This window comes from Planifilum fimeticola (assembly GCF_003001905.1).
GTDB classification, from domain to species: domain Bacteria; phylum Bacillota; class Bacilli; order Thermoactinomycetales; family DSM-44946; genus Planifilum; species Planifilum fimeticola.
In genome coordinates this window covers 1-12,061 of sequence record NZ_PVNE01000046.1, presented here as the reverse complement: position 1 = coordinate 12,061, position 12,061 = coordinate 1, and the positions used below count along the sequence as shown (strand labels likewise).

Here is a 12,061-nt window from a genome sequence, read left to right as displayed (position 1 = left end):
AGAGTAACAGAGCAATGCCTCCTTACTGCCGTTTGCCAAAACATCAAGAAAATGGCCTTGCTCCTTTGGAAGAGGAACAATGGGCCCCAAGGCGGGTCCTTTATCCGTCTGTTCTTCTCTATTTTCTTCCAATTAGCATACAAACCCAGCGGTTTTTCCGCTGGGTTTGTCAATAGCCTCAGGGATCGGCCTGTTCGGCCGATCCCTCTTCAGTGGGGATGGGGAAGTCTCAATCTTTCCTGGGATGATCGTTCACGTGAGTGAAGCCGATTTTTATCCCTTCCGGGCGTTCAGGCGGAAAAGCCCCGCCCCCGCAAGGAGGAGCAGCGAGCCGATCAGAGCAAGGGTCGGATAGGGGGTGGCGGTATTCGGCAGCTGTCCCCCGCTGTTGTGGTTGGGAAGGGTGCCGCCCTTGCTTCCGTCGTTGTCAGAACCTTTTCCGCCGTTGTCGTTGCCCTTGTCGCCGTCATCATCGCCCTTGCTGCCGTCCTTGCCGCCGTCATCTCCGCCGTTGTTGCTGTCATCATTGTTGTCGTCTCCGCCGGGTCCGTTATCGCCGTCCTTGCAACCCGACAGTTCCACGCTCACTTCACCCTGTTGCGCTTGGAGTATGACGTCGGAGGTCAAATTCAAGCAGAGCTGCAGTTTCACGAGATCAATTTTGGCGACGTTCAAGCCCAGTTGGACCACGACTTTGTTCGTGTTGCCGACGCGCAGCATCTTCTCGTCCAAGGCGACGGTCAGTTTGGAACGGGCTTTGTCGATGTTGTCGGCCGAGATGTCGTGGCCGTTGACCATTACCTTGGCATTGGCGATCGCCTTCAGCCCGACCCCGCCGTTCATATTGATTTTCAGGAGCTTCTGGCCTTTCACCTTCGAATCCGACAAGGTAACCTTTACCGGAATTTTCACGTCCGGATTCGCGGACAAACTGACAAGGCCGTTCACGGCGTCCAGCTTGACCATCGAATCGGCATACGCCGCCGGAACGGTCATGAAAGCCAGCAAAAAGGCGGTGAAAATTAATAAAACTTTTTTCAAAGGAGTTCCTCCTTCTGCTTCCCTCTCCCCCCTACGCCGTTAATATTACGATGAAGTTATTCCCGTGTCCAGAAAAATTTGATACTACAATCGATCGTTTTTTTGATAGTAAAATAGAATTAATGCCTCGGCAGATCCATCCGGTTGGCGGCTTCCAGAAATCTCCCCCGTGATCCCGTCTTCCGGATTGATATTGAATCCGGACTAAGGTTATACTGAATGGTGTACGGATCAAAACAAAGGAGTTCCCGCATGAAAAAAGGAGCCAAACGCCTCTGGACCGCGATTCTAGGTTTCCTATTCCTCCTGCTCGGGATTGCCGGACTCTTTCTTCCTTTCTTGCAAGGAATTTTGTTCTTATTGATCGGCCTCTACCTCTTGTCGAAAACCTCCCCATTGGCGAAAAAACTCCTCAACTACCTCCAGGCCCGCTTTCCCCGGTTTGCCCGGCAATTGGACCGCATCACCGCTCGGGGATTCAAACGATAATTGCCGAAAAGCTCCACCGCTTATGTGAAAACACTCTATCCTTCGGTCTAGCGTACCCGTGCGACGGCGAGTCCGTCACCGACGGGAAGAAGCATGGATTCCAGCCGAGAATCCCGGGACAAGCCCTCATTGAACCGCCGGATGGCCACCGTGGAGGGCGTCCGATCCGATTCGTCGCAAACCCTTCCTCCCCGGAGCACGTTGTCGGCGGTGATGACCGCACCAGGACGGGCCAGACGGATCGACCGTTCCAGGTAATCCGCGTATCGCTCTTTATCCGCGTCGATGAAGATGAAATCGAAGGAAACGCCTTCGTTCTCCAGGGCGTTGAGGAGTTCCGATGCATCCCCGACGCGGAATTCCACCTGCTGCCCCACCCCTGCGCGATCTGCGTTTTCCCGGGCAAAGGCGGCATGCTCCTCCTTAAGCTCCAGGGAAATGAGACGCCCGTCCTTCGGCAAAGCGCGGGCCAGCCAAATGGTGCTGTATCCACCCAGTGCCCCGATTTCCAGGATATCACGGGCACCGCTCATCTTCGCCAACAAGTACAGGGTTTTCCCCGTTTCGGGCGGGACGGAAATCCGCGGCATTCCCCGATCTGCCAAACCGCCTTCGATGGAGCGGAGCACTTCATCCTCCCGGGCAAACAAGGTGCGGATATACTGAGCCTGATTCATCGTAAACCTCCTTAAAAAGCAAAACCCGCCGCACTCTCGTGCAGCGGTTTCTGTTTGGAGCGGATGACGGGAATCGAACCCGCGTTTCCAGCTTGGGAAGCTGGTGTTCTACCATTGAACTACATCCGCATGAGGTTTACATTTGCTTCGTGCGATGCATTTCATATTATAACAACCTCTCTCTCAGATTGCAAGCATTTTTCGGGAGAACGGAGAAAGGAAGATGGATTCCCTTGAGTCACTATGTTTTGGGAACCGCCGGTCACATCGACCACGGCAAGACCGCCTTGACCAAGGCGCTCACCGGAGTGGATACCGACAGGTTGAAGGAAGAAAAGGAGAGGCACATTTCCATTGAGCCGGGGTTCGCCCCTTTCCGACTGCCTTCCGGCAAAGAGGTGTCCATCGTGGATGTTCCGGGACACGAGCGGTTCATCCGACAGATGGTTTCCGGCGTGGCGGGCATCGACCTGGTGCTGCTGGTGGTGGCAGCCGACGAAGGGGTAATGCCGCAAACCCGGGAGCATCTGCATATTATCGAACTGCTCAACATCCGCGCCGGGGTCATCGTCCTGACCAAAATGGATGCGGCGGATCCCGAGCTGCTCCCTCTGATCGAAGAGGATCTCCGCCTGTTGACCAAAAACACGGTTTTGGAGGGAGCGCCCATCTGTCGGGTCTCCGCCCGAACCGGCGATGGGCTGGATTCCCTCGTCCATACCCTGGACCGTCTGGTGAGCGGCATGTCCCCGCGCCAATCGGAAGCTCCCTTTCGCCTCCCGATCGATCGCGTTTTCACCATCCGCGGCGCCGGAACGGTCGTGACGGGAACGGTGCAATCCGGCTCGGCCCAAACCGGTGATGAATTGGAGATTCTCCCCGGAAATCTGCGGGTCCGGGTTCGCCAGATACAGGTTCACGGAAACGCCGTTCCCCGCGCCACGGCAGGACAACGGGCGGCCTTCAACCTGACCATGGCGGACGCAGACCGCCTGTATCGCGGGCAAACCCTGACGGATCCCGGGGCGTGGTCGGTGACCGATCGATTGGACGCCAGGGTGGAATCCCTTCCCGACCTGGATTTCACCTTGAAACAGCGCGCCCGGCTGAAACTTCTGATCGGCACCGCCGAGACGATGGCGGAACTCATCCTGTACGACCGGAAGGAGTGGGGCCCCAACGAGAAAGCCTTCGTCACTTTGCGATTGAGGGAACCGGTGGTGGCGGGACGGGGAGACCGCTTCATCCTGCGGCGCCCCTCCCCCGCCGCCACCGTCGGGGGAGGAGAGGTGATCGATCCCTATCCTCCCAAACATAAAATCCGGCCCGAATCCGCCCTTCGGATCGAGCAGCGCCTCTCCGCCGGGCTGGAGGAGCGGATTTTGGAAGCCTTAAGGGATCGCCTTTTAATGAGTCCGGAGGAACTGGCCCGCCATTTGACGGAACCGGAAGCGGCGGTAGACACCTCGCTGAAGAAAATGGAACAGGATGGCCGGATCGTTTCTTTTTTCGATCGCGTTGCTTCAACCGATCACCTTCAGGAAAGGGAAAGAAGGATCGCCCGATGGCTCGCGAATTATCACAGCGAATATCCGATGCGCGAGGGGGCGCCCAAGGCCGAAGTGATCTCCCGCCTGCTTCAGGGCTTGTCGACGAGGGAAGCCTCACGATTGCTGGACTTCTGGTCGGAAAGGGGGAGCCTCCGACAAGACGGGGAAAACCTCGCCCTCCCCTCCTTCGCTCCCCACATTCCCGACCGGTGGTCGGAGAAGGCGGACCGACTGTTGGATCAATTGAAGGGGAAAGGCATTACTCCGCCGAACTGGAAAATACTGCTTGAGGAAGCGGGCATCCCCCCGGAGGTGGGGAAGGAACTGCGCCCCTACTGGATCCGCGAGGGGATGGTGGTTCCCTTGACCGATGAAATCCTTCTTCACCACGAGGTCTTCAACTCGGCCGTTCATCAGGTGGTTGAAGCGATCCGAAGGAACGGTCCCCAGTCCATTTCCGATATTCGAAAGCGGCTTCCCGCCTCACGCAAGTATCTCGTTCCCCTGCTGGAAACCATGGACCAAAGGGGCATCACCCGGCGCTTAGGCGATTTGCGGGAGCTGGTCAACGAGCGCAAAAATCCCTGAAAGATATAAGGAAGCCGTTTTCCGTCGGGAAAACGGCTTCCCCTGCGTCGCGGCTTCAGTACAGGCGCAGGTACGGAGCGGCGGCAAGGTTGACGATCAGTGAAAACGCGCCCACCCCCACCGCCCACCATCCGAGTTGGTTTTTGCGGGTGCCGCTGATGATGCCGAGCACGATGCCTGCAGGGGCAAGGATATAGGGAACCAGCAGCAGGGAAAGGACCGATAAAACGATGGCCAGGGTACCCAACCAGCTCCCTTCCGTCCCCTCTTCGCGCCGGTCCGCCTCCGCTCTCCCCTCCTCAACCTTCGTCGTCGGAACCGGGTCAGCCACTTCTTCCGCGGCCTCCACGCCGACATTCTCCGTCAAGCTTTCCCCCTCCGACGGCTCCTCCTGCATTCGGGAGTCCCGGGCATCCTTCCCTTCCAAGTGCGGCAAATCGACCTTCGGCTGATCCGTCTTCTGCGTGGCTCGATCGATCATGCCGTCGGTCTGCATCCGCTCATCCATCTGTTCCAGTTCTTCATCGCGCAAGGGGATTTCCCTCCAATACGGGTTTTTCCATAGTATGCGATGAAGAAGGGGACAGTAATTTGCCAGATTACGGTGCATTTCAGGCGATCGAGGATGAGCCGGGTGCCATCCCTTCCGCACTCCGCTCTTGTGCGCGTTTTCCCCTGATCAGCGTTTGGTGATCAGGACGATATGGGCCGGCAATCCCTCCGGCCTGTCTTCCCCCGTCAAGCGGATCGGCAGGACGGGTCCGCGGAAAAAGCGCTCCGTCGGAAACAGCCGGTCGAGGATCTCTTCCGTGATCGGGCTCATCGGAATGGATGATCTTCTCATACTTTCCTCCATCTCCGGGGACATCTCCCGGCATCCCCGCAGCAGCAAATGCCCTCCGGGCTTTAAAATCCGCCAGATTTCCTCGGCATATCGATGCCGCTCTTCCCTCGGAATCACATGAAAACAGCCCCGGTCGTTCGCAAAATCGATCGACAGATCCTCCACCGGCAGGTTCCGGGCATCCCCGGTTCGGAACCGGATGGAAACTCCCGCCTTCTTCGCCCTCATCGCCGCCAGACTCAGGGCTTTGGGGGAAACGTCCACGCCGGTCACGGCGAATCCGCATTGTGCCAGAAAAATCGCATCCCATCCTCCCCCGCAGCCGATATCCAAGGCCCGACTCCCCGGAGCGGGAAGTCCCCGGACAGCCAGGTACGAAACCAGCTCCGGTGAAGCGCTGCCAAAATCCCAATTCTTGAAATCCCCTTTTTCATAAGCCTGATTCCAATCCATGCAATCCCCCGTTCCAAACCGAAAGTTCCATGGAAAGGGTTCCCCTTGGCTTTATAATCGAAACTTGATTGGAAATCCAAAAAATCCCGCAGCGACGTGCTGCGGGAGCAAAAGGCGCCTCATTCGGTGAGTTCGGCTTCCTTGTAGTCGGGAGGACCGACGGGATGGCGAAGGACGTTCTTCAATTTCGGCGTTTCTACGATCACGTTGTTGTAATAGTACAGCGGAAAGACGGGCATTTCCTCCAGCAGAAGCTCTTCCGCTTCCTCGAGGAGTTTCACCCGTTCTTCTTCACTTTTTGCTTCCGTGGATTTCTCAAGCAGTTCATCATACTTCTCGTTGCTCCATCCGGTCCGGTTCATGGAATGATCCGTCTGGAAGCTTTCCAGGTAGTTGTACGGATCGTTGTAATCCGGAAGGAAGCTGGAGCGGGACATCTGGTAATTCCGGTTGATCTGGCTGTCGAAGAACACCTTGGTCTCCTGGCTTTGAAGTTTGATCTTTACCCCCAGGTTTTTCCGGTACATCTCCTGAAGGGCTTCGGCCACCAGTTTGTTCTTCTCATTGGCGTTGTAGAGCAGGGTGACGGAAGGCAGGGTTTTCCAGCCCTCCTCTTTCATCCCCTCTTCGAGGAGGCGCTTCGCTTCCTCCGCCTGGTTATCGGCGATCAACTCCTCGCGCCCTTCCCGAAAATCCCCCAGCTGGCTCATCGTGCCCGGAGCCACATAAGCGAGCGCCGGTTGCTGATTCCCCTGGACCACCTGATCCACGATGGCTTTCCGGTCGACCGCCAGAGCGAAAGCCTTCCGGATTTTCTTGTTGGTGAAGGGTTTTTCCTTCACGTTGAACCGGAAAAATTCGAGACCCGAACCGTCCAGGACCTTGGCTTCCCCCTTCTTGATCAGCGACGGCAAAATGTCCGGCGGCGGGGTCGCGGAATGGAGCTTTCCGGTTTTAAACATCTGGTAGGCGGAACTCGGATCGTTCACCATCGCCCATTCGATTCCGCCCAGCTTCACCCGGTCCCTTTCCCGGTAATGCTCGTTTTGGACGGCCTTCACGGAGGAGTCATGCTGCCACTCCTTCATCTTGAAGGGACCGTTGCTCACGTAGGAATCCCCGTTCTCATAAAGTTTCGGATCTTCCTCCAATCCCTTTTTGTATACGGGATAATAGACAGTGTAGGCGGTCAGCTGCAAAAAGAAGGGCGTCGGCTTGCTCAGGCGAACCTCCAGGGTGTAGTCGTCCTTCGCCTTCACCCCCACTTGGTCGGCGGAAGCCTTCTCGGTGTTGTATTCCTCGGCGTTTTCGATGAAATAGAGAAGAAACGCCGCGGAGGAGGCGGTCTTGGGATTAAGGACCCGCTTCCAGGCGTACTCGAAATCGTGGGCCGTCAAGGGCTCTCCGTTGGACCACTTGGCATCCTTCCGCAGGGTGAAGGTATACGTAAGCCCGTCCGGAGAGACGTCCACCTTTTCGGCCACGGCGGGTTTCGGCTGATGATTTTCATCGAGCCGCATCAGACCTTCGAAAAGGGCATTGACCACTTCCATCGATTCGGCGTCAAAGGCCTTGGCCGGATCCAGGGAAGTGGGTTCCCCGTTGGGCAGATTCAGCTTCAGCACCTGCTCGGATTGCGACTGGCTGTCCGAATCGCCCGACGTGCTGCATCCGGAAAGAATCAGGGCAATGGCCATAAACAGCGCGATTCCCGCGCGCCACCCTTTCTTCACACCCATCCCTCCTGTCGAGGTGGAAAGATTCTTGCTTCTCAAACATTCGACGGATGGAACCGTTTTCCCTTTGTTCGGAGTTGCCTTTGTCCGGAAAAAGGAACCCCGCTTCGCCGTGAAGAAAGGGTATAGGGAATTTCTAAACGCGAGGAGTGACTTCCATGAATATCCGATTTGTGGACGTGGCGGTGGGAAACGTCTGGTCAAGCCCGGAAAAACCGCGGGACCTGGACGCTCCTTCCCTTTCCCGCCCGGCAGACATCAAGGGATGGCTCTCTCGCTTGGACGGGGAAGAAAAGGGGCGAATCGACCTGGTCGGCCGGTTGGAAACCCAGGTTCTCTACGGAGAGCCGGTATGGGTTGTCGGCGAGCGGGACGGGTGGGCGGAAGTCCGCATTCCGGAGCAGTTTTCATACAAGGATGAAAGTGGGTATCCCGGATGGATGCCGCTGCGGCAGCTTACCTTCCATCCGGATTATCACCAGGCGTGGCAAACGGAGCCCTTGGCCTATGTCACCGCCCCCTTCACCCGCTTGCGCCTGGAAGGGAACGAAGCGGAACAACCCGTCGGATTTATGAGCAAACTGCCCTGGCTGGGCGAAGTGGACGGGGAAGCCATCGTCCTCACCCCCCGGGGAGTTGTGGGACGTCTCCCCGCCGAGCACATCACCGTCGCCCGAACCCTGCCAACCGCCGGCGGCGAGATCCGGGTGGCAACGGCGGAGCGATTCCTGGGCCTGCCCTATCTGTGGGGAGGAACCTCCTCCTTCGGATTTGATTGTTCCGGTTTGATGTATCGCATCTTTGAGTCGGCGGGAATCCGCATCCCACGGGATGCCGGAGATCAAGCCCGTTTCGGAAAGAGGGTGCCGAAGGAGGATCTCCGACCGGGAGATCTGGTGTTTTTCGCCTACGATGAGGGGAAAGGCGAGATTCACCATGTGGGCATGTACGTGGGAGACGGAAGCTTTCTCCATTCCCCCCGCACCGGTCACCCGGTCCGGATCAACCGGCTGTCCGAGGAGAATTATGCGCGGGAATTTTGTCTTGCCCGAAGGTACGAGGGAAGTGAAACTTTCTGAATACGGAAAAAGGGCGCAACATCCGGTGCCCCCTGTCCTCCGCTCTTTATCGACCTCGTCCGTTTTGCCGAAACACCACCTGCTCCAGCCGCTCCACCCTCCGGGTGAGGTCACGGATCACCGCGTTCTGACCGGGATCCTCCGCAACCATTCGCGACGAGCCTCCCCTCTGGGCCTTGCGGAGCTGCTCCTTCAGCCGCTCGTTCTCCTCGATCAGGTCTTCGTAATTTTTAATGACCAGATCCAGAAATTCATTCACTTCATCGATATCGTATCCGCGAATGGCGTGCTTGAAATCCTTGTTGAAAATATCCATCGGCGTCAGCCGCTTCATGTTGATCCCTCCCCAAACGCTTCTGCCACTCATTCCTTATTATACTACGATACTCCCCTGTTCGCGTACAGTGGTCCATAAAAGAGCCTGCAGAAACGCGAAAGAGGAGGATTCACATCCTCCTCCCTCCAAAAGGGGCCGGGGCGCAATTCTCCGGGAGCGGTCAGCCCGCGTGGGGAAAGGTTCGGCGGACCATGTCCATGAAACTGTCCCACAGTCCCGCCACCGGACGGCCTCGACGGATATCCCGGGCGAAGTCGCCCATCCGCTTGACAAAGTCCGGATTGGCGGAAACGTACACCCTCCGAATGCTGGCATCCTTCGCCCGGACCTTGCGGACGATCTCCTTCTCCAAGCCGCTCGTCAAACGGACGCCGGAGGGCAACATGACAGCCACATAGGCGGTCCGATCCGTCAAGATGACGGTCGCGGTATCCACACGCTTCATATCGGCAATGGCATCAGCGATTTTGTCCGCCACGCGCATTTGCTGGGTCATCGGCTGCCGCGCCGCATCCCGCCGAACCGCTTCGGGGTTGGTCAAGGGACGGGCGGGCCGTTGAAGGGCGTCATTTCGCGTTTCTTCAGGACGCTGTTGGGTGGCGCAACCGGCGGCGAACCCCAAAACCAGCGCCGCCGAAAGGGCTCCGAGCGCCCACCTTTTCACGGAACGCATGGGCATCCTCCTTTCCTGAAAGGATTCGTCCATAGTATCCGTCCGGCCGAAAAAAATATGTGCCCCCCGAAACGCAATAAAAAAGAGCCGCCCCGTGCGGCTCTTGCGATTTCGGAACTCGGCGGAGAACCGGCATGGAGATCCTCCGCCCCTTTTCCGAAGCCTCATTCCTCGCTCTGTCCGAGGAAGATGGAGATGTAATAAAGCAAATTCATCACCGCGACGAGAGTGGCGGCCACATAGGTGAACGCCGCGGCGTTCAGCACTTTGCTCACGCCCCGCTCCTCGGTGTTCCGAATAAAGCCCTGTTGAACGAGAATGTCCTTGGCCCGGCTGCTGGCGTTAAACTCCACCGGCAGCGTCACCAGCTGAAAGGCGACCGCCGCCGAGAAGAAAAGAATTCCCAGCGCGAAGAGATTCAGCGCCTGAAAGAGAATCCCGGCCATCAAAAGCAGCGGAGCGACGCCCGAAGCGAAATTGACCACCGGAAACATCTTGTGGCGCAACACCAGAAAACCGTAGGCGTCCCGATGTTGCAGGGCGTGTCCGCATTCGTGTGCCGCCACCGAAATCGCGGCGATCGAATTGGAATAATATACGCTCTCCGAAAGGCGGACCGCCCGGGCCATCGGATCGTAATGGTCGGTCAATTTTCCCGGCACCGGTTCGACCGGCACGTCGTGCAATCCGTTGGCATCGAGGATGCGGCGGGCCACTTCCGCCCCGGTCATCCCGGAGAAAGCGGGATTTTCGGACCACTTGTTGAAGGTTCCCTTCACCTTGAATTGCGCCCATATCGTCAGGCCCAATGCGGCGATGACCAATAGATACAGTGCCGACATTTTCCGTCTCATTCCTCCCTTGAAGGCTTTTCATATTTCGGGGCCCCGCGTTCGGACCGGGGAAATTCAAACCATTCGGCGCGGGATTCATCACTTGCAGGGGCGTTAAGTCCTTTTCCACCGGCATAGAATCCGGAGGAAGGACCGACAGGCGACCCGGATACGTCTTCTCAGCTATTATATTATACCATAAGTGGGATCGATTCATCGGCGTCCGATTATGGAAAGAAGATCCGAAGGAAAGAATAGGTTTTATCCCCCTCGCTTCCATCCTGTGAAAACGGACTCAATTTTTTGCTACAATAAGAGGGACATCGGTCGTAAAGGAGGTAGGAGATGAACCTGATTGAACAGTTCGTTAATCTGGAGGAATTGAGCCAGTTCCATTTCCTATTAGAGATAGCCCTCATTTTGGTCGCGGTCAAGATCGCGGGACATTTGAGCAAAAGGTTCGGACAACCCGCCGTGTTCGGCGAACTGCTCGTCGGGGTGATCCTCGGGCCTTCCCTGCTGGGATGGGTTCATCAGAGCGACATGCTCCGCGAGCTGGCCGAAATCGGCGTCATTTTGCTGATGTTCCTCGCCGGCCTGGAAACCGATGTAAACGAATTTAAACGAACCGCATACGGCTCCTCCCTTACGGCCGTCGGCGGGGTGATCCTTCCCCTGATCGCCGGTTTCGGGGTCGGATTACTGTTCGGCTACAACTACTCCACCGCCATCTTTATCGGAACGGTGTTGGTGGCCACCAGTGTCAGCATCTCGGTGCAGACTCTGAGGGAGTTGGGAAAGCTCCAATCTAAGGAAGGGGTTACCGTCCTGGGCGCAGCTGTGTTGGACGACATCCTGGGCATCATCACCCTGTCGGTCGTCATCGGTTTCGTCGCCAGTGACGACAGCGGCGGAAGCATTGCAGGCATCCTTCTCCTCCTGGTGAAGATCATCGTTTTCTTCATCATCACCCTCCTGGCGGGTCGGACGCTGCTCCCGAGGCTGTTTCGCGCCGTCTCCGGCATGCTCACCACCGAAGTGGTGCTCACCTTCGGCATCATCACCGCCCTCGCCTTCGCCTATTTCGCGGAAATGTTCGGAATGGCAGGGATCGTCGGCTCCTATTTCGCCGGGTTGATGCTCAGCCTCTCCAGCTATCGAGAGGAATTGTTCGAGAAGGTGGAAACGGTGTCCTTCTCTTTCTTTGTGCCGATCTTCTTCGTCAGCATCGGAGTGACGGCACAGGTGAAAAATTTCTCGCTCGAGATGCTCTATCTCATCGTGACTCTGACCCTCGTGGCCATCGTGACCAAGCTGATCGGCGGCGGCATGGGGGCCAAACTGGCCGGATTCAACTGGCGCAGTTCCGCCATCATCGGCTCCGGTATGATCGCCCGGGGAGAAGTGGGACTCATCGTCGCCACCATCGGCCTGCAAAAGGGATTGATCGATCAAGCCCTGTTCACCGCGGCGGTGGTCATCGTGCTGGTCACCACCCTGGTGACGCCCCCCGCCCTGAAGGCCGCCATCGGACGGCGCACCGAGCCCTCGCAGAACGCTTGACAAAGCCGGAAAAGGAAAAGCACCCCGCGGGGTGCTTGAGATTGATGACAAACCCCCTGGCTCTTTTCGCAAGAAAAGCGCCAGGGGTTGCATGTTTATGGGAAATAAACAGATAAAGGAAATTAGATTTGGTAAATTAGGCGGATCACAAAGCCTTTTCCTCTCTTCGAGAGGAGCAAGGCCATTTTTTTGATGTTT

Annotated in this window: 11 protein-coding genes, 1 tRNA gene and 1 pseudogene; 4 read left to right on the top strand and 9 right to left on the bottom strand. The window is 57.2% G+C overall.

The genetic code is table 11. The features are described 5' to 3' along the window. Positions 1–273 precede the first annotated feature (273 nt). A complete protein-coding gene (locus CLV97_RS17120; RefSeq protein ID WP_106346748.1) occupies positions 274–1,041 on the bottom strand; it encodes a hypothetical protein in 768 nt (255 codons plus the stop codon). Between the two features lie 219 nt (positions 1,042–1,260). Here CLV97_RS17120 and CLV97_RS19025 point away from each other — a divergent pair, with 219 nt between their 5' ends. Beyond that, positions 1,261–1,530, top strand: coding sequence for a PGPGW domain-containing protein (locus tag CLV97_RS19025; RefSeq protein WP_425440583.1), 270 nt, complete (start codon positions 1,261–1,263; stop codon positions 1,528–1,530). Between the two features lie 47 nt (positions 1,531–1,577). On the opposite strand, the gene CLV97_RS17110 is transcribed toward CLV97_RS19025, so the two are convergent. Then, the gene (locus CLV97_RS17110; protein WP_106346746.1) at positions 1,578–2,207 is read right to left on the bottom strand and encodes an O-methyltransferase; all 630 of its coding nucleotides are present in this window, start codon (positions 2,205–2,207) and stop codon (positions 1,578–1,580) included. Between the two features lie 55 nt (positions 2,208–2,262). Continuing rightward, a tRNA-Gly gene (locus tag CLV97_RS17105) sits at positions 2,263–2,336 on the bottom strand. 104 nt (positions 2,337–2,440) lie between these two features. Here CLV97_RS17105 and selB point away from each other — a divergent pair. Then, entirely contained in the window at positions 2,441–4,345 is a 1,905-nt protein-coding gene (selB, locus tag CLV97_RS17100; protein WP_170070600.1) for a selenocysteine-specific translation elongation factor, read from the top strand. Between the two features lie 55 nt (positions 4,346–4,400). Here selB and CLV97_RS17095 read toward each other — a convergent pair whose 3' ends face one another. The 3 genes from CLV97_RS17095 to CLV97_RS17085 all read right to left on the bottom strand — a co-directional run bounded on the left by CLV97_RS17095 (position 4,401) and on the right by CLV97_RS17085 (position 7,381). Then, complete coding sequence (locus tag CLV97_RS17095) at positions 4,401–4,877, bottom strand: hypothetical protein (RefSeq protein WP_106346744.1); 477 nt, start codon at positions 4,875–4,877, stop codon at positions 4,401–4,403. Positions 4,878–5,024: 147 nt separating this feature from the next. Beyond that, positions 5,025–5,642: a class I SAM-dependent methyltransferase gene (locus CLV97_RS17090; protein ID WP_106346743.1), complete on the bottom strand. Its 618-nt coding sequence runs from the start codon at positions 5,640–5,642 to the stop codon at positions 5,025–5,027. Between the two features lie 119 nt (positions 5,643–5,761). Beyond that, on the bottom strand, positions 5,762–7,381 hold the full coding sequence (locus CLV97_RS17085) for a peptide ABC transporter substrate-binding protein (RefSeq protein ID WP_106346742.1): 1,620 nt from the start codon (positions 7,379–7,381) through the stop codon (positions 5,762–5,764). A 155-nt stretch (positions 7,382–7,536) separates the two neighbouring features. Here CLV97_RS17085 and CLV97_RS17080 point away from each other — a divergent pair, with 155 nt between their 5' ends. Further along, on the top strand, positions 7,537–8,457 hold the full coding sequence (locus CLV97_RS17080) for a C40 family peptidase (RefSeq protein ID WP_106346741.1): 921 nt from the start codon (positions 7,537–7,539) through the stop codon (positions 8,455–8,457). 169 nt (positions 8,458–8,626) lie between these two features. Here CLV97_RS17080 and CLV97_RS19080 read toward each other — a convergent pair. The 3 genes and pseudogenes from CLV97_RS19080 to CLV97_RS17065 all read right to left on the bottom strand — a co-directional run. Beyond that, positions 8,627–8,791 (bottom strand): annotated as a pseudogene (locus tag CLV97_RS19080) (DivIVA domain-containing protein); the annotation flags it as partial. A gap of 163 nt (positions 8,792–8,954) precedes the next feature. Continuing rightward, positions 8,955–9,467 (bottom strand): YhcN/YlaJ family sporulation lipoprotein, encoded by a 513-nt coding sequence (locus CLV97_RS17070; protein WP_170070599.1) that lies wholly within the window; start codon positions 9,465–9,467, stop codon positions 8,955–8,957. 164 nt (positions 9,468–9,631) lie between these two features. Continuing rightward, the gene (locus tag CLV97_RS17065; protein WP_425440582.1) at positions 9,632–10,321 is read right to left on the bottom strand and encodes a zinc metallopeptidase; all 690 of its coding nucleotides are present in this window, start codon (positions 10,319–10,321) and stop codon (positions 9,632–9,634) included. Between the two features lie 324 nt (positions 10,322–10,645). On the opposite strand from CLV97_RS17065, the gene CLV97_RS17060 reads away from it, so the two are divergent. After that, positions 10,646–11,863, top strand: a complete 1,218-nt coding sequence (locus CLV97_RS17060) for a cation:proton antiporter (RefSeq protein WP_106346737.1) — start codon at positions 10,646–10,648, stop codon at positions 11,861–11,863. The last annotated feature ends 198 nt before the right edge of the window (positions 11,864–12,061 follow it).